A 21,932-nucleotide genomic window follows, 5' to 3' on the forward strand; every position below is an offset into this window, starting at 1 on the left:
GGTGGGTGGTTCGGGGAGGGGATGCGGACGGTCAGCGCGCGCTGAACTGCTCCAGGTCGGCGGCGAGGCCGTCGTACACGGCGGGCTTCGAGCGCTTCAGGTACTGCGCGTAGAAGATCCCGCCGATCACCGCGAGCACGAGCAGCAGCGGCAGCAGGTTGATCCAGAGCTCCTCGGATCCGGCCACGATGTTGAAGTTGAACATCGCCAGGATCGCGATCGCCGCGATGCCGAGGAAGCCGATGCCGGGGGCGATGAACGTGCTCCACCACCGGCCGTCGTTGCGGCGGCGGAAGTAGACGACGATGGACAGCGCGGCGAGCCCCTGCAGGATCAGCACGCTGAGCGTGCCGAAGCCGAGCATCGCGGGCACGATCTGGGTGATCGGGTTGGCGCCGGCGAGGAAGAAGATCATCGCGACGACCGCGGCGAACCCGGCCTGCACGATACCGGCGATCTGCGGGGCGCCGCCGGCCCGGGTGCGGGCGAAGGCGTGCGGCAGGATCCGGGCACGGCCGAGGGCGTACAGGTAGCGTGTCGCGGAGTTGTGGAAGGCCAGCATCGCGGCGAAGAGGCTCACGAGCAGCAGGATCTCCATGACCGTGGTGAGCGGGCCGCCGAGATAGGTCTGCGCGATCGAGAAGATGAGGTCGCCGTCGGCGAGGTGGTCGACCGCGGTCTGCTGCGCCTTCGCGACGCCGATCGCGCTCACGACGGCCCAGGTGGTGACGCCGAGGATGACGCCGATCGCGGTGATGGCGGTGTACGTGGCGCGCGGGATGGTGCGCAGCGGCTGCTTGGCCTCCTCGCTGAACAGGGCGGTCGCCTCGAAGCCGAGGAAGCCGGTCGCCGCGAGCAGCAGGCCGATCGGAAGGGATCCGGAGAACACGGCCTCGGGGCTGAACGCCTCGAAGCTGTAGCCCGTGCGGACGAGCACCGAGATGTCGAAGACGACCAGCATGCTCACCTCGAGCACGAGGCAGACGCCGAGCACCTTGGAGGAGAAGTCCACGCCGACGCGCGCGAGCACGAAACACACCGCGATCGAGAGCAGACCCCACACCAGCCAGTGGATGTCGAGGCCGGTGAGCTGGGCGATGATCGCCTGCATGAAGAAGCCGCTGGTGCCGATCGTGCCGACGACGAAGAAGTTGTAGCCGAGCGTCGCGATGAGGCCCGCGATGAGCCCGCCGGTGCGGCCGAGGCCCTTGACGACGAAGGCGTAGAAGCCGCCGGCGTTGACGAGCTGCTTCGACATCTGCGCGTAGCCGACGGCGAACAGCAGCAGGATCACCGCCACCAGGAAGAACGACACCGGGGCGCCGCCGCCGTTGCCGAACGCGATCACGAGCGAGGCGACCACGACGATTCCGGTGAGGGGCGCGACGGCGGCCAGCACGAGGAAGACGATCCCGGCGACGCCGAGGGCTCCCTGTCGCAGCGCGGTGTGGGTCTGTTGGTCGGGTGTAGCGGTCACGTCGGCTCCTTCGCTCGGTGACGGCGCGTTCTTCCGGCCAGGGCGGGCCTGGCAGCGCGGACGTCGTGCTGCCGGGAAGACGGGCGTTGTCGGACTCTGCCGAGTCTGCCCCTCCGCGGTACCAGGGGCTTGCCCATGAGTGAAGGACGATGGTGTCAGCGTGCACACCCGTCGCGGACCCTCTCGATCCCGCAACGTCCGCGGAGCAGGATGGCGGGACGGAGCCGGTCGGCCTGGCAGGCTCCGCACTCGGAGGGAGCGGCGATGGAGCTGCAGCTGCAGGGCAGAACCGCCCTGGTCACCGGCGCGGCGGGAGGGATCGGCCGCGCCGTCGCGCAGGCGCTCGCGGCCGAGGGCGTGCGCGTCGCGCTGCTGGATCGCTCCGCCACGGGGCTCGCGGAGACCGCCGCGTCCTGCCCCGGATCCGTCCCGGTGGTCGCCGACGTCACGGACGAGGCCGCGGTCGGCGCGGCGGTGGCCGATGCCGTGATGGCGCTCGGCGGGCTGCACACGGTCGTGTGCTGCGCGGGGATCTCGGGCCCGGTCGGATCCGGGATCGGTGAGACCTCCCTCGCCGACTGGCAGGCCGTCTTCGCCGTGAACGTGACAGGGGCGTTCCTCGTGCTGCGGGCCGCGCTGCCGGCGCTGCGCGCGGCGCCGGCGGCCTCGGTCGTGCTGGTCGCGAGCGACTCCGCGTTCGTGGCGTCTCCCGGCATGGCGCCGTACTGCGCGTCCAAGGCCGCGCTCGTGCAGTTCGGGCGCGCGCTCAGCGTGGACCTCGCGGGCGACGACGTGCGCGTCACGACCGTGTCGCCCTCGATCGTGGACACCGCGATGAGCCGGGGCGACCTCGGCGACGCGGCGTTCGCGGCCCCGTCCTTCCCGGTGCAGACCGCCGAGGAGATCGCGGCGCACGTCGTCTACCTCGCCTCGCCACGCGCCCGCGCCGTGAACGGATCCGGGATCCTCAGCGACTTCGGCTACGGCGCCCGCTCGGGCTTCCCGGCCTGAGCGTCCTTCCCCGACCTCCCCTCTTCGACTTCCCCGCCTCTGACCTTCCCCGCTTCGACTTCCCCGCTTCGACTTCCCCGCTTCGACTTCCCCGCCTTCCACGACAGGAGACCCCCATGACCACCAATGGATCCACCGGACGCGTCGTCGTCATCACCGGCGGCGGCACCGGCATCGGCGCCGCGATCGCCGCCCGGTACGCCGCAGAGGGCGCGCACGTCGTCGTCGTCGGACGCCGTGAGGCGCCGCTGCGCGAGGTCGAGCGCGCGGTCGGCGCGCATCCCGTGATCGCCGACGCCGCCTCGACCGAGGACGCGAAGCGCGCGGTCGCCGAAGTGCTCTCGACGTTCGGGCGCATCGACGTGCTCGTCGCCAACGCGGGCGGGCACGGCTTCGCCCCGGTGGGCGAGACCGACGACGCCGGCTGGGAGAGCGCGATCCGCGCGAACCTCACCACGGCGTTCGTGATGGCGCGCGAGGCGCTGCCCGCGCTCATCGAGGCGAAGGGGCAGATCGTCGTGATCTCCTCGCTCGCCGGACTCTTCGCGGGCCCCTCGGTCGCCGGGTACACGGTCGGCAAGCACGCGCTCATCGGCCTCACCCGCACGCTCGCGCGCGACTACGGCAAGCACGGCGTGCGCGTGAACGCGGTGTGCCCGGGCTGGGTGCAGACGCCGATGGCGGACGAGGAGATGGACGAGTTCGCCGAGCACGCCGGTCTCGCGTCCCGTGAGGAGGCGTACGCCACGGTCACCGCGGACGTGCCGCTGCACCGCCCGGCGCAGCCCGCCGAGATCGCCGCCGTGGTGCGCTTCCTGGGATCCGGAGAGTCGTCGTACATGACCGGATCCGTGCTGGTCGTCGACGGCGGAGCGCACATCGTCGACCTGCCCACGACCGCGTTCGAGCACGCCGGGATGTAGGCACCGGCGACGGCCCCATTCCACGGTCAGCGCTCCGACCCCCTGCGCGCATCGCGGGCCTGGGCATCCGCGACCGCGCCGCTCGGCATCGTTCCGTGTCGCTTGAACCGGCCTCGTTTTGCTCTGGGTCGCGTTGCGTTGCTTCGCTTCGCTCCCCGTCGCGTCGCTCCACGCCGCTCCACCTCCGAGTCGTCCCTGTCAGCGCACCCTATGGCGTGCGCTGACAGGGACGACTCGGAAATGGGGGCGGGCGCTCCTTGCCGAGTTCACGGCTTCCGGCCGAGCGCATGGCATCGCCGCGTCACTACCCCGTGCGCTCGTCACCACCCCGTGCGCTCGTCAATACCCCGTGCGCTCGCAGCACCCGGCGCAGGTGACCGGTCAATAGCCGGTGCACTCGGCGACGACCCGGTGCACTCGACTCGACAAGACACAGTGCCTTCGGCAGCGCCCTGCGCTCTGGGCACCCCTGCGCTCTGGACACCCCCCTTGTGCTCTTGGACACGCCCGGTGCTCTTGGACGGGTCGGTGCACTTTGCGACGGCGATAAGCGGCGCGCACTCGCCCCCCACGAGTCCGGCCCCCACGGAGCGCTCCCCAAAACCCGAGTCGTCCCTGTCAGCGCACCCTATGGCGTGCGCTGACAGGGACGACTCGGAAGTGGGAGGGAACGGGGAGGGGGCTAGCCGCCGAGGTAGGCGCGGTGGAGGAGCTGCGGATCCGCATGCAGATCCTCCGCGGTGCCCTGGAACGACACCCGCCCGCCCGCGACGACCACGGCCTCGCGGGCGATGCCGAGGGCGAGCTGGGTGAACTGCTCCACGAGCAGCACCCCCACGCCCGACTCTGCGATCGACTGCACGATCGGCACGAGCCGCATGAACACGACGGGCGCGAGACCGAGCGACATCTCGTCGATGAGCAGGATCTTGGGCTTCGCGGCGAACGCGCGCGCGAGCACCACCATCTGCTGCTCGCCGCCGGACAGCAGGGCGGTGGCGGAGTCGATGCGCTTCTCCAGCTCCGGGAACGGCGCGAGCGCCGCCTCGAGCTCGGCGGGCGTGCGCGCGGTGAGCGAGAGGTTCTCGCGCACCGTGAGCGACGGGAACACGGCCCTGCCCTGCTCGATGTGCACGATGCCCTTGCGGGCGCGCGACACCCGGGAGAGCCGGTCGATGCGCTCCCCGTCGAGCGAGAGCGTGCCGGCGGAATGGCCGACGACGCCCGAGATCGACTCGATGAGACTGGTCTTGCCCGCGCCGTTGGGGCCGACCAGGGCGAGCACCTCGCCGCCGCGCACGGTGAGCGACACGTCGGAGATCACCGGCCCCGCGCCGCGGCTGACGGTGACGCCGTCCAGCACCAGTTCGCTCATGACAGCAGCTCCGTCTCTCCCATGTAGGCCTTGACGACGTCGGGGTTCGCGAGCACCTCGTCCTGCGGGCCGGTGGCGAGCACCTGCCCGAAGTTCAGCACGGTGAGCATCGGGCACACCGAGCGGACCAGATCCAGGTCGTGCTCGATGATGATGAGCGCCACGCCGTAGCGCTGCGGCAGCTCGCGGAGCCGCGCGGCGAGGGCCAGGTGCTCGTCGTGCGAGAGCCCGGCGGCGGGCTCGTCGAGGATCAGCAGGCGCGGCCCCGCCAGCACGGCGGCAGCCACCTCGACCAGGCGCCGGGTGCCGACGTCGACGCTCGACAGCCGCGCTCGCGCGGGCGGGCAGCCGAAGAACGCGAGCGTCTCCTCGATGTCCGCCGCCGACAGCCGGCGCCGGGCGACGAAGCGCACGTACCCGCCCACCGTGAGCAGCGGTGGCACCCTGTCCTGCTGGAACGTGCGGCGCAGGCCCAGCCGGGCGCGGCGCGTGGGGGAGAGGTCCGCGAGGTCGCGGCCGCCCAGCAGCACCCGGCCGCCGTGCTTAGGCAGGAAGCCGCTGATCGCGTCGACGAAGGTCGACTTGCCCGCGCCGTTCGGTCCGATGAGGCCCATGATCGACGCCTCCGGCACGGAGAACGACACGTCGTCGAGCGCCTTCAGTGCGCCGAACTCGACGGTCAGGTGCTCCACGGTCAGCACCGGCTCGCCGGTCAGGAGGGCCGGATCCATCGTGGCCGTGGTGATCGTGCGCACCTCCTCGGCGTCGACCGAGGCGTCGGGCGGAAGCGCGGTGAGGGCGGCGTTCGCGGTCCGGCGGTCCTGCCGTTTCCAGAGGAGGTTGCGGATCCCCTGGCCGAGGCTCGTGCCGCTCGTGAGCGCCTGCACGCCCAGGACGCCGAAGATCACGAACCCCCAGTCCTGCGGGATGTGCCAGCGCTTGAGCAGCTCGGGCACGAGCACCCAGAGGATGCCGCCGAACACCGCCATGTCGATGAGGTGCGCGCCGCTCATGATCGCCAGCACGTACAGCGCGAGCGACTGCAGGGGCGTGAAGCTCGCCGCGAACGGCAGCTGCACCTGGCCGGCCAGCAGGCCCCCGGCCGCGCCGCCGAGCGCCGCCGAGACCGCGAAGGCGGTGAGCTTGGCGACCTGCACGCTCTGGCCCGCCGCGGCCGTGCCGCGCTCCGAGAACGCGACGGCCTTCCAGCTCGCGCCCCAGCGGCTGCGCTGCAGGAAGAACACGATCAGCGCGCACACGACGAGCACGATGATCGAGAGGAAGAAGAACTTCTTGTCGTTCGAGAACATCACGGGGCGGTCGATCGAGATGGCGTCCGCGGATCCCGGGAACTGGATCTGCACGAGCGTGACGTCCGCCGCGGCGGCGAAGCCCAGGGTGACCACGGCGAGGTTCACGCCGCGCAGGCGCAGGGCGGGCAGACCCACGAGAATTCCGGCGACGCCGGCGACGAGTGCGCCGAGCACGAGCCACACGATGAAGCCGCCTGGCGCGTGCCAGATGTTCATGAGCGCCACGATCCAGGCGCCGATCGCTGCGAAGGTGAGCTGGCACAGGGCGATCATGCCGGCGGATCCGGTCACGACGCCGAGGCCCATGATCGCGATCGCGGCGATGACCGCGCTGATCGCGAGGTAGACGAAGTAGCCGGGCAGGGCGTTCGAGAGCAGGAAGCCGACGAGGATCGCGAGGGCTCCGACGGCGAACGGCCAGACGGTGCGGACGACGGGCTTCTGCAGGAACGGGACGGACGGACGGGCGGGGGCGAGAGGCTCAGCGTGCGGCATCCCACACCTCCTTGCGCTGGGTCCACAGCAGCAGGACCACGATGAACAGGAACGGGAGGAAATTGCGGACGAGGGAGATCTCGTTGATCTGCGCGACGAGTCCGCCCAGCACACCCAGCACGAGGCCGCCGACGACCGTGAGGCCGAGGCGCTTGAAGCCGCCGAGCAGCGCGGCTGCGGCGGCGGGGATGATGAGCATCGACAGGCTGGTCGCGTCGTTGGACTGCGAGGGTGCGACGATCACGATCGCGATCGCGCTGATCACGCCGGTCACGAACCAGACCGCGATCGAGAGCGGACGGGAGCGGATGCCGAGCAGCTCGGCCGTGGTCGGTCGCTCCGAGAGCGCGCGCAGCTGAGTGCCGATCCGGGTGCGGGTGAGCAGGACGTGCACCCCGACCGCGACGACGACGGCCATGCTCACGGTCCACACCGTGACCTGGCTGATCACCACGCCGCCGACCGAGAAGGCGGGCCCGGCGATGATCGGCGTGAACGGCTGCGGCTTGTTGCCGAACAGGATGAACGAGAGCGAGATCAGCAGGAGCAGCGGCCCGACCGTCATGGCGGAGCGCGTGGTCGTGGACGCCTCGGACAGCCAGGTCGCGGCGATCCAGCCGATCGCGGCGGCCAGCACGCCGCCGATCAGGACGCCGAGAACGGATCCGATCCACACCGGCATGCCCGCCTTGGTGACGAGCCACACGGCGCAGAAACCGCCGAACATGCCGGTCGCCGCCTGGGCGAAGTTGACGACCCGGACCAGCCGGGCCATGAGGGTGAGGCAGACCCCGAGAACGGCGTACAGACCGCCGGCCGCGAGTCCCGCCAGGGCTCCTTCGAGCATGGTGCTTCTTCCTTCCCGTTCGTTCCGGTCGTCGAGCGCCCTTCGTCTCGCTCCGCTCGCTCAGGGACCGATGTGAACCGGTCCCTGAGCGAGGAGCGCAGCGACGAGACGAAGGGCGCTCAATATCCGGAAGGAGCGATCACTTGGTGGGAATGCGGAACCAGTCGTCCGAGACCTTCTCCCACTTGTGGGTGCCGCTCTTGAGCTCGATCGGCCAGCCGGCGGTGTTGTGCACGCCGAAGGTGAACGGCGTGCCGATCATCTTGTTGTCGATCGGCTTCATGTTCTTCAGCGCCTCGGTGACGGTCTCGCGGGTGATGTCGCCCTTCATCTCCTTCAGCACGGTGAGGAAGTGCGTCGCCGCGAGGTAGCCCCCCTGGCTGAACGAGGTCAGCGGGATGTTGTTCTTCGTCATCAGGTCCCGCCAGTCCTTGTTCACGTCGTTCTCCTCGGTGAACGGGTAGAACTCGGCCGGGACGTAGATGCCGGCGCCGGCGTTGTCGACCGCCTTGGCGAAGTTCTCGCTGTAGACGCTCGTCAGGTACAGCCAGGTGACGTCGTCCCAGCCCTGCGCGTTGGCGGCCTTGACCTGGCCGATCGCGTCCGGCTCGACCGGGTTGATCGCCAGGGCCTTGCAGCCGGCCTGCTTGGCCTTGACGATGTAGGGCGTGTAGTCGCTCGCCCCGTACGGCACGGTGTCGTCGACGTAGAGGGGCTTCTTGCCGGTGATCTTGGTCCAGCTGTCGATCGCGGCCTGGTAGGTGGGACGGGTGGATCCGGCGATCTCGAGCAGCACGCAGATGTTGTCGAGCTTGAGCTGCTCCGAGCCGTACAGCAGGGTCAGCGTCATGTCGTTGTACGGGCCGACGTTGGCCGGCGAGATGTTCTTGCTGTCGAAGCAGCCCGTGTCGACGCCGATGCCCGGGATCGAGAGGATCCCCTCCTGCTCGTAGTACTTCTTGTTCAGATCGCACTCGATGAGGCTCGCGGATCCGACCATCGCGACGGCGTTGTCGGATCCGACGATCTCCCGGGCGTTCGCGGTCGCGGTGGCGGGATCGCCCTTGTCGTCGAGCGCCTTGTAGTCGATGGTGCGGCCGTTCAGGCCGCCGTCGGCGTTGAACTTGTCGAAGACGGCCTTGGCGGCCTGAGACGCCTCGGGGAAGGTCGCGGGCCCTGAGATGGTGTTGACGGATCCGACGACGATCGGGTCGGAGGAGCCGGATCCTGAGCCGCCGTCGCCGGAACAGCCGGCCAGGGCCAGCATTCCCGCGGCGAGCAGCGCTGCTGCGGCGGTGATGCGCTTGTTCATGTGATTCCTGTCTTCTCGGGTGCGGGACGGACCCCGCGGTGTGGTGCTGGTCGGTGCTGTGGTGCGATGTGTGCCGTGGTGTGCGGTGGTACGTGGTGCGGCGGTCAGTCGCGGATCGCGCGGGAGACCATCTCGGTGTCGGTGAACTGCTCGAAGGCGACGACGCGGCCGTCCTCGAGCCGCCACACGTGCGCGACGCGGGCGGCGAAGAACCGCCCGGTGCGCTTGTAAGTGCCGGAGTAGGTGCCGATGCCGATCACGGTGTCGCCGCCGTCGACGACCTCGTCCACGGCGAGCGTGTAGTCGTCCCAGTCGTCCTGGAGGCGGGAGAACACGTTCTCCGCCACGGCGTCCGGGCCGACGTACGTTCCGGCGTACGGGAAGCCCGCCGCCTCGGTCCAGCGCACGTCGTCGCGGAGCGGCGCGAGCATGCCGTCGACGTCGCCGCGGTCGCTGGCGTCGTAGTGGGCTCGGATGATGTCGGCATTGGTCATAGCAGGGTGCTCCTCAGCGGTTACAGGGTCGACGGATGCCGCGGGACGCCGTGCGGGAGGTCTTCACGGCGATCCGCGCAGGTCAGACGGGCTGGGCGTCGGGGTAGGAGACCGAGCCGAGCGGATAGATGTGGCCGCCGCCGCGGGAGTGCTCCGAGGCGCCCTCGCCGTTGAGCCCCAGGAAGATCCCGGTCGTCATCAGCTGGTAGCCGAGGTCGTGCAGCCAGACGCTCGCGACCGCGATCCGGAACTCGCGGAAGCAGAACAGGTAGAGGCCGTCCGCGAACTTCCACACCGTGGAGAGGTCCATGTCCCCGTGCCCGCGCTGCACGCCCTCGAGGCACTGCCAGGCGTAGCGCTGGCTGGAGACGTAGACGTGCTCGTACAGGTGATGCGGGCTGTACCGGTAGACGTTGCGCTTGCCGATGAGGTCGCGGCTGGGCCCCGGGGTCTCGCCGGTGGGCTCGCCCGCGCCGGTCGTCGCGGCCCAGAACTCCTGGCCGACCTGCGGAGTACCCTCGACGGCCTCGGCGGCGATGCGCGAGCGGACCACGGTGGCGCGGTGGGTTGACGTGGAGTACACGACGGTGAGGGCCTCGCGCTCGCGCGAGGCGAGCGGCAGGTTCACGAAGACGACGTCGTTGCGCACCGCGACCGCGTCATAGGGGTCGGTGCCGGAGGCGCCGAGACCCGACCAGGTCACCTGCCCGCTTCCCGCGCCCGTCGCAGCGCCGAAGTCCAGGGCGAGCTTCTGCCCGTCGTCGAGCGCGAGGGTCAGGGACGTCCCGCCCAGGTCGATGTTCGGCAGGCGATAGGTGTCGATCCCCGCCGCGAACTCGTCGTAGGTGCGCCATTCGTCCAGGCCCTCCTCGGACACGGAGAGCGGATCGGCAATCGTCACATCATCGGACACTCTGGGACTCCTTCGACCCTGACCCCGCCGGACTGCGGGGCGTGGAACCATGCTGTTCCCGTGCCTCACCGGCCTCAACGATCCGGATCCGATCCCGCGCCGAGAGTCAACCGGCGTGCCCCCAGGGGCAAGACGCGGGGTACGCCCCGGCCGGCGCCCTTCGCCTCACACTGTCGCCACGGGGGAATCGCCTCACACGTCGCCACCGGGAAGGAGAGGAGTTCGATACACACCCGTCACCAGGCGCACGATCGACGGAAACACGGGCCTGACAGCGTGAGCGCACACGCACTCACAGGAGGCCTGCGATGACCAGCACCGCAACGAACCCCACCACCTCGAGCACGCCCGCGACCCGGTCCGCCGCGCTGGACTTCCTGCCGGGGCGCTGGATCTCCGGATGGGATCCGGAGGATCCCGGCCAGTGGCGCGAGCGCGGCGCCGCGATCGCCCGCCGGAACCTGCGCTGGTCGATCTTCGCCGAGTTCCTGGGGTTCGTGGTCTGGCAGCTCTGGTCCATCGTCGTCGTGGCGCTGCCCGGCGCCGGCTTCTCCTTCACGGTGACGCAGACCTTCTGGCTGATCTCCATCCCCAGCCTCGTCGGGGCGACGCTGCGTTTTCCGTACACGTTCATGGTGCCGCGCTTCGGCGGACGGAACTGGACCGTCGTCTCGGCGTTGCTGCTGCTGATCCCGGCCGTCGGCCTCGCGCTGTGCGTCTCGAACCCGGCCACGCCGTTCCCCGTGATGCTCGCCGTCGCCGCGCTCGCCGGTCTCGGCGGCGGCAACTTCGCCAGCTCCATGGCCAACATCACCTCGTTCTATCCGCAGCGCGAGAAGGGCTGGGCGCTGGGCCTGAACGCTGCGGGTGGCAACCTCGGCGCCGCCGTCGCCCAGTTCGCCGTGCCGATCGTGATCACGCTCGGTGCGGGGGCGACGCTGGGCCTGCCTCTCGCGGGTCTGATCTGGATCCCGCTCATCCTGGTGGCGGCGATCGGAGCCTGGCTGCGGATGGACAACCTCACGAGCGCCACGGCCGACGTGAAGGCGTCGCTCGCCGCGCTGCGCTATCCCGAGCTGTGGCTGATGGCGCTGCTCTACATCGGCACCTTCGGATCCTTCATCGGCTTCTCGGGCGTCTTCCCGAAGCTCATCGCCGACCAGTTCCCGGCGTTCAGCGCCTTCCCGCTCGGCGGCGCCACGCTCTCCCTCGCCTTCGTCGGCGCCCTGGTCGGCTCCCTCGCACGCCCCCTCGGCGGTCGCCTGGCCGATCGTTTCGGCGGCAGCACGATCACGATCGCGGCGTTCGCGGTCATGGCGCTCGGCGCTCTCGGCGTCATCGTCACCCTGCCGCTCGGCGACTTCGGCTTCTTCCTCGGTTTCTTCCTGCTGCTGTTCGTGGCGAGCGGTGCCGGCAACGGCGCCACCTACCGGATGATCCCCACGCTGTTCGCGCTGCGCTCCGGCGCCGGCGACGGGCACACGTCCTCCGGCGATGTGCCGACGCAGCGCGCGGCAGCGGCTGCTCTGGGACTCGTCTCCGCGCTCGGCGCTTACGGCGGCTTCGTCATCCCGCAGGCGCTCGGACTCTCCAAGTCCGCCACCGGAGGCTACGCGGCGGGCCTCGGCTGGTTCGTCGGCACCTACGTGCTGCTGCTGGCCGTCACCGTCGCCGTGCATCTTCGCGGGCGGCGCCGCGGGGTGCGGATCTGATATGCCGACCGCGACCGCATCCCCGAGCGCGGCGCCGGACGCCGCGGCCACGCATTGCCCGTACTGCGCCCTGCAGTGCGCGATGACGCTGGTGCCGACGCCGCACGAGGCGGTGCCGGCGCGGGTCGAGCCCCGGATGTTCCCGACCAACCGCGGTGGCCTCTGCACCAAGGGCTGGACGTCCGCGGAGCTCCTCGCGACGCCGGATCGCCTGACCGCGCCCTTGATCCGTGAGGCGGGAGGGCTGCGACCCGCGACGTGGGACGAGGCGCTGGACCGTGTCTCCGAGCGGTTGCTCGCGATCCGGCGCGAGGACGGCCCCGACGCCGTCGCGGTCTTCGGCGGAGGCGGTCTCACCAACGAGAAGGCCTATCTGCTTGGCAAGTTCGCCCGGCTCGCGCTCGGCACCTCCCGCATCGATTACAACGGCCGATTCTGCATGTCGTCCGCGGCGGCAGCCGGCAATCGGGCCTTCGGGGTGGACAGGGGCCTGCCGTTCCCCGTCGAAGACCTCGATGACGCCGACACGATCCTCCTGCTGGGCTCGAACGTGGCGGCGACCATGCCGCCGTTCCTCTCGCACCTGGCGGGCGCGCGCGCGGCCGGCGGCCTCATCGTCGTGGATCCGCGCCACTCGCCGACCGCGCGACTGACCGAGGACGGTGCCGGCCGCCATCTGCAGCCTGTACCGGGCAGCGATCTCGTGGTGCTGCTGGGGCTCACCCACATCGTGCTGGCCGAGGGACTGGCCGATCTCGAGTTCCTCGCGGCACGCACCGTCGGCTTCGACGAGATACGCCGCAGCGTCGCCGCCTGGTGGCCGGAGCGGGTGCAGGCGAACACCGGGGTGCCGGTCGCAGAGCTGCGCGCGACGGCGCGGCGGCTCGCCGGATCCCGCGGGGCGTACATCCTCACCGGTCGCGGCGTCGAGCAGCATGTCGACGGCACCGACACCGTGACTGCGGCGATCAACCTGGCTCTCGTCCTCGGGCTGCCCGGCCGGCACGGATCCGGATACGGGACGCTGACAGGGCAGGGCAACGGTCAGGGCGGGCGCGAGCACGGCCAGAAATGCGATCAGCTACCCGGCTACCGCCGGATCGCCGATCCCGGGGACCGCGCCGCGGTCGCCGCGGTGTGGGGTGTGGATCCGGCGGCCCTTCCCGGTCCCGGCGTGCCCGCGGTGCAGCTGCTCGGCATGCTCGGCGTGCCGGGGGGTGTGCGCGCGCTGCTCGTGCACGGGGCGAACGTGGTGGTCTCCGGGCCCGATGTCGCACGGACGAGGGCGGGGCTGGCGTCCCTCGATCTGCTCGTCGTCTGCGACTTCGTGCTGAGCGAGACCGCCGCACTCGCCGACGTCGTGCTGCCGATCACGCAATGGGCGGAAGAGGAGGGCACGATGACGAACCTGGAAGGCCGTGTCATCCGCCGACGGCGGGCTCTGAATCCGCCCGCCGGTGTGCGCAGTGAGCTCGAGATCCTCGCCGACCTGGCCGCGCGGCTGGATGCGCCCTCGGTCTGGCAGACCGAGCCCGCCGTCGTCTTCGAGGAGCTCGCCCGCGCCTCCGCCGGGGGGATCGCGGACTATTCGGGGCTGAGCCACGAGCTCCTTGACGCCCAGCACGACGCGGGGATCGCCGCGCACTGGCCGTACCCCGCCGGGTCTCGCGGGACCCCGCGCCTGTTCCTGGAGCGGTTCGGTCACTCCGACGGGAGGGCCCGGCTGGTCGCGGTGCGTCCGCGGGAGCTCGGCGACGACGCAGGGCAGGAGTCCGCGCCGCCGTCCGATCCCGCCATCACGGGGCCTGCCGCGAGCCTGACGCTCATCACCGGACGCCTGCTCGAGCACTACCAGTCCGGTGCGCAGACCAGGCGGGTCCCCGAGTTGTCGGCCGCGCAGCCACGCGCCCGGGCCGAGCTGCACCCCGCGACCGCGGCGCGCCTCGGCATCGCCGACGGGGATCCGATCGTGCTGCGAAACGGGCGCGGCACGGTCCGAGCGGTCGCGCTGCTCGCCGACCGGATCCGCATGGACACCGTCTTCCTGCCGTTCCACTTCCCGGACGAGGAATGCGCGAATCTGCTCACCGCGGCGATCGTCGATCCCGTCTCGGGGATGCCGGAGTTCAAGCGCACGACCGTCTCCGTCACGCGGGGCCCGTCGTCCGAGGGCGAGGAAGCGGCATGACAGCGATCCCGCGGGTCGTGCTCATCGGCTACGGGCCGGTGGGCGCACGATTCGTGGAGGAGCTGCTGCCCGAGGTCGAGGCGGGGCGCGTCGACCTCGTCGTGCTGGGCGCCGAGGCCGAGGACGCCTACAACCGGGTGCTGCTCGCCGAGTACGCCGTCGGAGCCACCACGCGTGCGCGCCTCGAGGTCGCCGACACCGCGGCCGCACGGCGGGCGGGCGTGCGGATCCGCCTCGCCGAGGCAGCGGTCGCGATCGATCGTGTCGCGCAGCGGGTGTGCACCTCGCGCGGAGACGAGGTCGACTACGACCGTCTGGTGCTGGCCACGGGCGCGAGGGCGAACGCGCCCACGCTGGACGGCCTGCCCGACCTGCGCCGCCGGCGCGGCGCCCCGGCGGACAGCGCACCGCTCCCGTTGCCCGCCGGGGTGACCGCACTGCGCGACCTGGCCGACGCGGAGGCGGTCGCGCCCGTCGTCGCGGGCGGGGGGAGGATCATCGTGCTCGGTGCCGGCGTGCTCGGGATGGAGTTCGCGTTGCTCGCGGCGGAGCACGGGGCCGGGGTCACCGTCGTTCACCACGGCCCGGCGCCGATGGCGCGCAATCTCGACGAGGCCGGAGGGCGGATGCTCGCCCTCGCCGCACGGGCGGCCGGCCTCGAGATGGCGGCACACGCCCGTGCCGAGGCGCTCGACTTCCGCGACACCGATGCGGGGCGGGTCTTCGACGGCATCGTCTGCGCTGACGGCACCTATCTCCGCGGCGACCTGCTCGTGCTCTCCTGCGGCGTCGGGCCCCGCACCGAACTCGCGCTCGACGCCGGCCTGGCATGCGCGCGGGGCGTGCTCGTGGACGAGTCGCTGCGCGCCTGGAACGACCCGCACGTGTTCGCGATCGGGGACTGCGCGCAGATCGCCGATCCCGGCCTCGCGAGCGGTTCCGGGCACGTCCCCGGAGCGCCGATCGGGCTGATCGGCCCTGGTTGGCGGCAGGCGACCGCGGTCGCCGCCCGTCTGCGCGCCGAGGCCGCGGGGCATTCGGTGGGTCGCGACACAGCCGTGTCCGCTCACGAGCGTCCGACCGTCGTGATGCTCAAGGCGACCGGGATCGACGTCGTGTCCGGTGGTGATCACGGGGCTGAGCCCTGGGATCCGGACGCGGAGGTGAGCGTCTGGATCGACGCCGCCCGAAGGGCCTACCTGAAGACCGTGGTTCGCCGGGGGACGCTGGCGGGCTTCGTCGCGGTCGGGCTGCCGCGTGCGGGCGCCGAGCTCACGCTGCTGTACGAGCGCCGCTCGGCCCTGCCGGTCGAGCCTTCCGCGCTGCTGCGGCTCGACGCCGTCGACGCGGGCGTCGCTCCGATCGAGGACCCGCTCGGTCCCGATGCCACGGTGTGCTGGTGCAACGGCGTCACCGCGGGTCGCATCGCGGAGGCGGCGTCCGAGGGGGCCGGCACCGTCGACGAGATCGGGCGCCGCACCAGGGCCGGCACGGGGTGCGGCGGCTGCAAGGGTCGTATCGCCGCCCTGCTCGCCGCCGCCCCGGTGCCGTGATGGTGCGTGGTGCGCAGCGAGCGGCTCGCGGTGTGTGCGGCATTCTGGGAGCGGATCCAAGACGAGAGCGGGTCAGAGAGGGCGTATCCGGTCGGCCGTGCCTCAGACGTCCAAGCGGTAGCCGCGCTTGACGACGGTGGCGACCAGCCCGGGAACGCCCAGGGTCTGCCGCAGGCGGCTGAGCGAGACCTCCATCGTGTGCTCGTCGCCGTCGAGGGCGCCGGCGAGCGCGCGGCGCGAGACGACTGCGCCCTTGGCGGCGACGAGCACACGGAACAGCGTCACAGAGCCGGGCGTCAACCGCACGGGAGCGCCGTCGACCACGGCCGTGCTGCCGCGCAGCTCCACCGCGCCGTGGAGGGTCTGCACGCGCAGCGTCGCGCGATCCTCCAGATGCTCGCAGACGAGCCGGATGAGCGCACCCATGCGGAACCGATCGGGCTGCAGCACGGGGATCGCCTCGTCGCGCAGCGGCGCGGATGTCACCGGTCCCACGCTCGCGGCGACCACATCGCCACGAAACGCCTGGAGGACCTCATCGAGCCGTCCCCGAGCGCGCGCCGCAGCGAGCAGCCCGTCCACGGCCGGGGCGCTGGTGAAGGTCACCGCATCCAGCTGCCGTGCGGCGACGGCGTCGATCAGACGCGTGATCCGCTCATCGGCGTCCTCATCGGTGGACCAGGTGTAGGGGGAAACCGTGAGGACGCTCATGCCCGCATCCCGCAGGCGGCGCAGCTGCTGCTCGTCGGCGTGCCCGTGCTGCTGCACGGCGACCGTCGCACCCTCCGGGCACTCGTCGATGGTCTTGTCGACGAGCGAGGCCGTGGTCTCCTCGTCGCTCATGCCCGCGTCGTCGAGCCCCGTGGCGCGGACCGCTCCTCGCGCTTTGGGGCCGCGCACGAGGATCCGCGACACAGAGAGCGCGCGCTGGAGCGCTTCGCCGAGACCGGCGGCGTCGGCGACCTCGAACCAGCGTCGCATCCCGTAGCTCGTCGTGGCGAGGAGCACGTCCGGGCGGGCGGCGATCACCCGCCGGGTGTCGGCGATGATCGGCGCATCGTCCTCGGCGGGCTTCATCCGCACGGTGGGCGCGTGCAGCACGGTCGCACCGCGACGCTCGAAGGCATCGATCAGGTCCGCCGATCGCCGGTCGCTGGTCACGCCGATGCGGAACCCGGACAGCTGATCCGGGCCGAAGCCGGCTGCGCAGCCGGTCACGAAGGCGGAGTCGAGGGGCGCGGCATGCGCCTCCACCGACGTCATGCACCGCCCCCGGGACCGGCGACGGCGTCGGCGAGCAGGGCCTCCGCCTCCGCATCGCCCAGCCGGGCGCGACGCACGACCTCGCCGATCACGACGATGGCAGGGGAGCGGATGCCGGCGCGTTCCGCCGTCTCGCGGATCCGCGCGAGCTCCGCGAACGTCGTGCGCTGCCCGGTGGAGCAGCCGCGCTCGACGACGGCGACGGGTGTGTCCGGCGCCATGCCGCAGCGGAGCAGCCCCGCACTGATCGACGGGAGGTTCGAGACCCCCATCAGCACCACGATCGTGCCGCCGAGCCCGGCGAGATGCTCGAGCTCCTCCGGCTCCAGCGGCGCGTGTCCGGAGACCACCGTGAACAGCCGGGAGACCCCGCGGTGGGTGACCGGGATCCCGGCCGCTGCGGGGACCGCGATCGCACTCGTGACGCCGGGGATCACGCGAGCCGGCACGCCGGCGCGACGGCACGCCTCGACCTCCTCGCTGCCCCGACCGAACACGAACGGGTCGCCGCCCTTGAGTCGCACGACGTCCGCGCCCGCGCGCGCATGGGCCACGAGCAGCCGTTCGATGTCCTCCTGCGCGATCGGATGATGCCCCGGTCGCTTGCCGACGTCGATGAGCTCGGCGCGGGGCGCGAGTTCGGCGAGGGACTCATAAGGGGCGAGCCGGTCGTAGAGCACCACATCGGCGGATGCGAGCGCGCGCGCCGCGGCGATCGTGAGCAGCTCCGGATCGCCCGGCCCGCCGCCGACGAGGGTGACGGTCCCCACCCGCGCGGTCACGGCTGCTCCTCGGAGCGGACCGGGATCGCGGGGCCGGCCACCAGCACCGCACCGACGGCGCGTTCCTGGGCGGTCGCCGGGCGCAGCTGGCCGCGCTCCGCCACGCGGGCGATCGAGGGATCGGGCAGGGCCGGCGCGTTCACGAAGGACCGGAACCGGCGGAGGCGCTCGGGATCGCGCAGCGTCGCGGCCCATTCGTCCTCGTACGCGTCCACGTGCGCGGCCACCGCCGCCTCCAGCTCATCGGAGAGCCCGAGCGAGTCGTGTACGACCACATCGCGCACATGGTCGAGGCCGCCGTCGAGGTCCTCGATCCACCGTGCCGTGCGCTGCAGGCGGTCCGCCGTGCGGATGTAGTACATCAGGTAGCGGTCGATGTAGCGCACCAGCATGTCGTCGTCCAGATCGGACGCCAGCAGCTGCGCATGAGCGGGCTGGAAGCCGCCGTTGCCTCCGACGTAGAGATTCCATCCCTTGTCCGTCGCGATCACGCCCACGTCCTTGCCGCGGGCCTCGGCGCATTCGCGGGCGCACCCGGAGACCCCGAACTTGAGCTTGTGCGGGCTGCGCAGCCCGCGGTAGCGCAGCTCCAGGGCGATCGCCATCCCGACGGAGTCCTGCACTCCGTAGCGGCACCAGGTCGACCCCACGCAGCTCTTCACATTGCGCAGGGCCTTGCCGTACGCCTGCCCCGACTCGAAGCCCGCGTCCACCAGCTGCTCCCAGATCTCCGGGAGCTGATCCAGCCGGGCCCCGAACAGGTCGATCCGCTGCCCACCCGTGATCTTGGTGTAGAGCCCGAAGTCCTGCGCCACACGGGCGATCACGGCGAGCTTCTCGGGAGTGATCTCACCCCCGGGGATGCGCGGGACGACGGAGTAGGTGCCGTCCTTCTGCATGTTGGCGAGCGCGCGGTCGTTGGTGTCCTGCAGCGGCCCGCGGCCGGAGTCGAGCAGGTACTGACCATGCTGACTGGCGAGGATCGACCCCACGACGGGCTTGCAGATGTCGCAGCCGCGACCTCGGCCGAGGCGCGCGATCGTGTCCTCCCAGCTCGTGAGACCGAGCACTCGGACGGACTCGAACAACTCCTGTCGGGACTGGTCGAAGTGCTCGCAGAGCGCGCGCGACACGGTGGCGCCCGTGGCGGTGAGCTCGGCCTCCAGCAGCTTCTTCACCAGCGGTACGCAGGATCCGCACTGCGTCCCTGCGCGGGTGCACGTCTTCAACGCGCCGAGTTCGTGGCAGCCGTCGGAGACCGCCGAGCGCACGCTCCCCGCTGTGACGTTGTTGCACGAGCAGACATACGCCTCGTCGGGCAACGCGCCGCCGGACGGAGGCTCGGCGCCCGCTGCGGAGAGGTAGGCGGCGGGCTCGGCGTCCAGCGTCCGCCCGAGCAGCGGGCGCAGGCCCGCATAGGGTGCGGCGTCGCCGACGAAGACCCCGCCCAGCAGGGTCTTGGCATCATCGCTCACCACGAGCTTCTGGTACAGCCCGCGGGCGGGGTCCGCGTATACGATCTCCAGTGCGCCGGGCTCTCGGGCGAACGCGTCGCCGAAGCTCGCGACGTCCACCCCGGAGAGCTTGAGCTTGGTCGCGTCGTCCACGGTCGTGAAGGTCGCGTCCCCGCCGAGCAGCCGATCCGCGACGGTCTCCGCCATGGCGTTCGCAGGGGCGACCAGGCCGATCGTGCGGCCGTCGATCGCGGCGACCTCGCCGATGGCCCAGATCGACGGGTCGGAGGTGCGGCACGCGTCGTCGACGATCACGCCGCCGCGTGCCGCGGTGTCGATCCCGGCCGTCCTCGCGAGCTCGTCACGGGCACGGATCCCGATCGCGAACACGACGATGTCCGCCGGCACGCTCCGGCCATCGGTGCACCGCACGGCGGTCGGGCGCCCGTCGTCGTCCTGCAGGATGCGCTGCGGGCGAGTGCCCAGGTGCAGGTCGATGCCGCGCGCCGCGATGAGCCGACCCAGTGCCTGCCCCGCCCCCTCGTCGAGCTGGGCAGACATCAGCCAGCCGCCGGAGTGGATGATCACGGCCTCGGCACCGAGAGCGGCGACGCCGCCGGCCGCCTCCAGCCCCAGCAGCCCGCCGCCGGCGACGGCGACGCGCGGCGGGCGGCCGAGCTCGTGCTCGAGGGCGGCGACCTCGCCGATGAGCGCGTCGACGTCCGCGAGCGTCCGATAGACCCTGGCCGCGTCGGATCCGGGGATCTCCGGGACGGGGGCCGCGGATCCGGTCGCGAGGACGAGGTCGTCGTAGCCGAGTACGTCGCCGTTCGAGGTGGTGACGGTCCTGGCGGTGCGGTCGATCGATACCGCTGCCTCGCCGATCCGCAGCGTCACCGCGGGGTCGTCCCAGCACACGGGCTCGAGGGTGAGATCGGCGCCGCCGTCGGCGAGGCGCTTGCTCAGCTGCACGCGGTCATAGGGCAGGTGGGGCTCCTCGGCCAGGACCGTGATGCTGCGATCTCCGGCGCCGCGCGACACCAGGGCCTCGACGAGGCGGTGGGCGGCGGGACCGCCTCCGGCGATCAGGGTTCGTCGGGTCGTCATGCGTGCCCTCCTCCGTATGGGTGGCTCCGAGCGTAGGTCGACGCGGTTTCCCGACCGTTTCGCCGATGTAACCGGCGGATGTCGACGGTCGCACAGTCCCCGCGGGCCCGTGTGAGCGCTCTTTCACACGGCCGTCACACGCGGCGTCGACCGTCGAAACATGCGCCGCCTAGCGTCGGGCCATGACGATCACGCAGACTCTCCCTCGTCCCGCCCTGTCTCGTGCCGCCCTCGCTCGTCCGGCAGTGTCCGATGCCGTGCCCGAGAGCGCCGTGTGGGAGCGCGCCTGCCGGGTCGACGATCTGGAGCCCTCCTGGGGCGAGGCCGTACTGATCCGGATGCGGCAGATCGCGCTCTTCCTGCTCTCGCCGAAAGAGGTGTACGCGGTCGAGCACGAGGATCCGGCCCGCGGCGCGCCCGTCATGGCGCGCGGCATCGTCGGCTCGCGGGGCGATCGGCCCACGATCGCCTCCCCGCTGCACAAGGAGGTCTACGACCTCGGCACGGGGGAGTGCTTCACGGATCCGGCACTGCTCCTGCGCACGTTCCGCACGCGCATCGTGGGCGGCTTCATCGAGATCGAGTTCGACGACTGACCGCGCCCGCCGCCCCAGCCCGTAGATCCGCGAGACTCCAACTGGGCGACGAGACTGCAGTTTTCAGCCGCAGTCTCGTCGCGGAGATGGAGTCTCGCGGGTGTCAGTGCGTGGCGCGGTACTCGCTCGGGGAGACGCCGTAGGCGGTCTTGAACGCGCGGCTGAAGTGCGCGGCGTCGACGAAGCCCCAGCGCGCGGCGATCGCGGCGACGGGACGGTCGGCGAGGATCGGATCCAGCAGGTCGCGACGGCACTGCTCGAGCCGGCGGGCGCGGATCCAGGTCGACACGGTCGTGCCCTGCTCCTGGAACAGGCCGTGCAGGTGCCGCGTGGAGATGAAGTGGGCGGCCGCGATCGATGTGGGTCCGAGGTCGGTCGAGGCGAGGTTGCGGTCGATGTGGCCGCGGATGCGCTGCATGAGCGCGCGGTGCGGGTCGGCCGCCGCCTCGTCGAGGCCGAGCTCGCGGGTGAACACCGTGGAGACGAGGTCGAGCGCGCTGTGCGCGAGGCGTGCGCCGGTGGCGCCGGCGAGCTGGTCGAGGTTCGTGGCGAGCTGGCGCAGATACGGCACGACCATGCCGCCCAGCCCCTCCTGGCCCGAGATCCGCACGGCGGTGAGCTGTCCGATCATCTCCGGCGGCAGGCTCAGCAGGTGCTTCGGGAACATGACGACCATGGTGCGGAAGTCCTCGTCGAACACGAGCGAGTACGGGCGGTCGGTGTCGTAGACGGCGAGGTCGCCGGGGGTGAGCACGGCTTCGCGATCGTCCTGGATGAGCAGGCCCGTGCCGGCGAGCATCAGGCTCACCTTGAAGTACGACCGGTCGCCGCGGGCGATGAGCTCCGGCGTGCGCTCGACGACGTGGCGGGACGCGCGCAGGTCGGTGACGTGCACCTCGTCGACGGCCGCGCCCCGGATCAGACCGCGGAACGGCGCGGATCCCTCGCCGCTCACCTGGAGGGGCACGAACGAGTCGGACACAGCGGAGCGGAACTCGCTGATGTTGCGCGCGACGAGCGTCGAGACGGACTCTGCGGGAGCGACGGGAATGGCTGCCACGACTGATCACCTCGGGAAGATGCAGGGGTGGATCGACGACTTTGTATACGATCCGTT

Annotated in this window: 17 protein-coding genes; 6 read left to right on the forward strand and 11 right to left on the reverse strand. The window is 71.4% G+C overall.

Going from position 1 to position 21,932, the window contains the following annotated elements; translation table 11 throughout:
- Positions 1 to 31: 31 nt before the first annotated feature.
- Positions 32 to 1,477 carry an APC family permease gene (locus tag ACFC1J_RS13265; protein ID WP_375906718.1) on the reverse strand — a complete coding sequence of 482 codons (1,446 nt, stop codon included), beginning with the start codon at positions 1,475 to 1,477 and terminating at the stop codon, positions 32 to 34.
- Positions 1,478 to 1,741: 264 nt separating this feature from the next.
- On the opposite strand from ACFC1J_RS13265, the gene ACFC1J_RS13270 reads away from it, so the two are divergent.
- Together ACFC1J_RS13270 and ACFC1J_RS13275 are read left to right on the forward strand one after the other, a co-directional pair.
- The gene (locus ACFC1J_RS13270) at positions 1,742 to 2,488 is read left to right on the forward strand and encodes an SDR family NAD(P)-dependent oxidoreductase (RefSeq protein ID WP_375906721.1); all 747 of its coding nucleotides are present in this window, start codon (positions 1,742 to 1,744) and stop codon (positions 2,486 to 2,488) included.
- 116 nt (positions 2,489 to 2,604) lie between these two features.
- The gene (locus tag ACFC1J_RS13275; RefSeq protein ID WP_375906724.1) at positions 2,605 to 3,411 is read left to right on the forward strand and encodes an SDR family NAD(P)-dependent oxidoreductase; all 807 of its coding nucleotides are present in this window, start codon (positions 2,605 to 2,607) and stop codon (positions 3,409 to 3,411) included.
- Between the two features lie 682 nt (positions 3,412 to 4,093).
- On the opposite strand, the gene ACFC1J_RS13280 is transcribed toward ACFC1J_RS13275, so the two are convergent.
- The 6 genes from ACFC1J_RS13280 to ACFC1J_RS13305 form a co-directional block, all read right to left on the reverse strand.
- Positions 4,094 to 4,786 carry an ABC transporter ATP-binding protein gene (locus tag ACFC1J_RS13280; protein ID WP_375906727.1) on the reverse strand — a complete coding sequence of 231 codons (693 nt, stop codon included), beginning with the start codon at positions 4,784 to 4,786 and terminating at the stop codon, positions 4,094 to 4,096.
- Positions 4,783 to 6,594 carry an ATP-binding cassette domain-containing protein gene (locus ACFC1J_RS13285; RefSeq protein WP_375906730.1) on the reverse strand — a complete coding sequence of 604 codons (1,812 nt, stop codon included), beginning with the start codon at positions 6,592 to 6,594 and terminating at the stop codon, positions 4,783 to 4,785. The genes ACFC1J_RS13280 and ACFC1J_RS13285 overlap by 4 nt, the downstream gene beginning before the upstream one ends.
- Positions 6,581 to 7,441 carry a branched-chain amino acid ABC transporter permease gene (locus tag ACFC1J_RS13290; RefSeq protein ID WP_375906733.1) on the reverse strand — a complete coding sequence of 287 codons (861 nt, stop codon included), beginning with the start codon at positions 7,439 to 7,441 and terminating at the stop codon, positions 6,581 to 6,583. Before ACFC1J_RS13290 ends, ACFC1J_RS13285 begins: the two co-directional genes overlap by 14 nt.
- A gap of 139 nt (positions 7,442 to 7,580) precedes the next feature.
- The gene (locus tag ACFC1J_RS13295) at positions 7,581 to 8,753 is read right to left on the reverse strand and encodes an ABC transporter substrate-binding protein (RefSeq protein ID WP_375906736.1); all 1,173 of its coding nucleotides are present in this window, start codon (positions 8,751 to 8,753) and stop codon (positions 7,581 to 7,583) included.
- 104 nt (positions 8,754 to 8,857) lie between these two features.
- Positions 8,858 to 9,247, reverse strand: coding sequence for a nuclear transport factor 2 family protein (locus tag ACFC1J_RS13300; protein ID WP_375906739.1), 390 nt, complete (start codon positions 9,245 to 9,247; stop codon positions 8,858 to 8,860).
- Positions 9,248 to 9,329: 82 nt separating this feature from the next.
- Positions 9,330 to 10,160, reverse strand: coding sequence for a MoaF C-terminal domain-containing protein (locus ACFC1J_RS13305; RefSeq protein ID WP_375906742.1), 831 nt, complete (start codon positions 10,158 to 10,160; stop codon positions 9,330 to 9,332).
- 308 nt (positions 10,161 to 10,468) lie between these two features.
- On the opposite strand from ACFC1J_RS13305, the gene ACFC1J_RS13310 reads away from it, so the two are divergent.
- Genes ACFC1J_RS13310 through ACFC1J_RS13320 form a run of 3 tightly spaced genes read left to right on the forward strand, consistent with a single transcriptional unit; the run spans position 10,469 to position 15,613 of the window.
- Positions 10,469 to 11,872, forward strand: coding sequence for an MFS transporter (locus ACFC1J_RS13310; protein WP_375906745.1), 1,404 nt, complete (start codon positions 10,469 to 10,471; stop codon positions 11,870 to 11,872).
- Position 11,873: 1 nt separating this feature from the next.
- A complete protein-coding gene (locus ACFC1J_RS13315) occupies positions 11,874 to 14,060 on the forward strand; it encodes a molybdopterin oxidoreductase family protein (protein WP_375906748.1) in 2,187 nt (728 codons plus the stop codon).
- A complete protein-coding gene (locus tag ACFC1J_RS13320) occupies positions 14,057 to 15,613 on the forward strand; it encodes an FAD-dependent oxidoreductase (protein WP_375906751.1) in 1,557 nt (518 codons plus the stop codon). The genes ACFC1J_RS13315 and ACFC1J_RS13320 overlap by 4 nt, the downstream gene beginning before the upstream one ends.
- A 102-nt stretch (positions 15,614 to 15,715) precedes the next feature.
- Here the strand turns inward: ACFC1J_RS13320 and ACFC1J_RS13325 are convergent, their stop codons facing one another.
- From ACFC1J_RS13325 to nirB, 3 genes are read right to left on the reverse strand one after another with little or no spacing between them, the layout of a single operon-like run.
- Complete coding sequence (locus ACFC1J_RS13325; protein ID WP_375906754.1) at positions 15,716 to 16,876, reverse strand: uroporphyrinogen-III synthase; 1,161 nt, start codon at positions 16,874 to 16,876, stop codon at positions 15,716 to 15,718.
- Positions 16,873 to 17,658, reverse strand: a complete 786-nt coding sequence (gene cobA / locus ACFC1J_RS13330; RefSeq protein ID WP_375906757.1) for a uroporphyrinogen-III C-methyltransferase — start codon at positions 17,656 to 17,658, stop codon at positions 16,873 to 16,875. The genes ACFC1J_RS13325 and cobA overlap by 4 nt, the downstream gene beginning before the upstream one ends.
- Positions 17,655 to 20,219 carry a nitrite reductase large subunit NirB gene (gene nirB, locus ACFC1J_RS13335; RefSeq protein WP_375906760.1) on the reverse strand — a complete coding sequence of 855 codons (2,565 nt, stop codon included), beginning with the start codon at positions 20,217 to 20,219 and terminating at the stop codon, positions 17,655 to 17,657. The genes cobA and nirB overlap by 4 nt, the downstream gene beginning before the upstream one ends.
- 182 nt (positions 20,220 to 20,401) lie before the next feature.
- On the opposite strand from nirB, the gene nirD reads away from it, so the two are divergent.
- Positions 20,402 to 20,815 carry a nitrite reductase small subunit NirD gene (gene nirD / locus ACFC1J_RS13340; protein WP_375906762.1) on the forward strand — a complete coding sequence of 138 codons (414 nt, stop codon included), beginning with the start codon at positions 20,402 to 20,404 and terminating at the stop codon, positions 20,813 to 20,815.
- Between the two features lie 103 nt (positions 20,816 to 20,918).
- Here the strand turns inward: nirD and ACFC1J_RS13345 are convergent, their stop codons facing one another.
- Positions 20,919 to 21,875 (reverse strand): helix-turn-helix domain-containing protein, encoded by a 957-nt coding sequence (locus ACFC1J_RS13345; protein WP_375906764.1) that lies wholly within the window; start codon positions 21,873 to 21,875, stop codon positions 20,919 to 20,921.
- Positions 21,876 to 21,932 lie beyond the last annotated feature (57 nt).

The sequence above is a fragment of the Microbacterium sp. NPDC056052 genome (assembly GCF_042266785.1).
In the GTDB taxonomy this organism is placed as follows: domain Bacteria; phylum Actinomycetota; class Actinomycetes; order Actinomycetales; family Microbacteriaceae; genus Microbacterium.

Bases quoted from the DNA above. Each gene is read 5' to 3' on its own strand.
- ACFC1J_RS13270 (WP_375906721.1), top strand. From the start codon at position 1,742: ATGGAGCTGCAGCTGCAGGGCAGAACCGCCCTGGTCACCGGCGCGGCG.
- ACFC1J_RS13275 (WP_375906724.1), top strand. From the start codon at position 2,605: ATGACCACCAATGGATCCACCGGACGCGTCGTCGTCATCACCGGCGGC.
- ACFC1J_RS13280 (WP_375906727.1), bottom strand. From the start codon at position 4,786: ATGAGCGAACTGGTGCTGGACGGCGTCACCGTCAGCCGCGGCGCGGGG.
- ACFC1J_RS13285 (WP_375906730.1), bottom strand. From the start codon at position 6,594: ATGCCGCACGCTGAGCCTCTCGCCCCCGCCCGTCCGTCCGTCCCGTTC.
- ACFC1J_RS13290 (WP_375906733.1), bottom strand. From the start codon at position 7,441: ATGCTCGAAGGAGCCCTGGCGGGACTCGCGGCCGGCGGTCTGTACGCC.
- ACFC1J_RS13295 (WP_375906736.1), bottom strand. From the start codon at position 8,753: ATGAACAAGCGCATCACCGCCGCAGCAGCGCTGCTCGCCGCGGGAATG.
- ACFC1J_RS13300 (WP_375906739.1), bottom strand. From the start codon at position 9,247: ATGACCAATGCCGACATCATCCGAGCCCACTACGACGCCAGCGACCGC.
- ACFC1J_RS13310 (WP_375906745.1), top strand. From the start codon at position 10,469: ATGACCAGCACCGCAACGAACCCCACCACCTCGAGCACGCCCGCGACC.
- ACFC1J_RS13315 (WP_375906748.1), top strand. From the start codon at position 11,874: ATGCCGACCGCGACCGCATCCCCGAGCGCGGCGCCGGACGCCGCGGCC.
- ACFC1J_RS13320 (WP_375906751.1), top strand. From the start codon at position 14,057: ATGACAGCGATCCCGCGGGTCGTGCTCATCGGCTACGGGCCGGTGGGC.
- ACFC1J_RS13325 (WP_375906754.1), bottom strand. From the start codon at position 16,876: ATGACGTCGGTGGAGGCGCATGCCGCGCCCCTCGACTCCGCCTTCGTG.
- nirB (WP_375906760.1), bottom strand. From the start codon at position 20,219: ATGACGACCCGACGAACCCTGATCGCCGGAGGCGGTCCCGCCGCCCAC.
- nirD (WP_375906762.1), top strand. From the start codon at position 20,402: ATGACGATCACGCAGACTCTCCCTCGTCCCGCCCTGTCTCGTGCCGCC.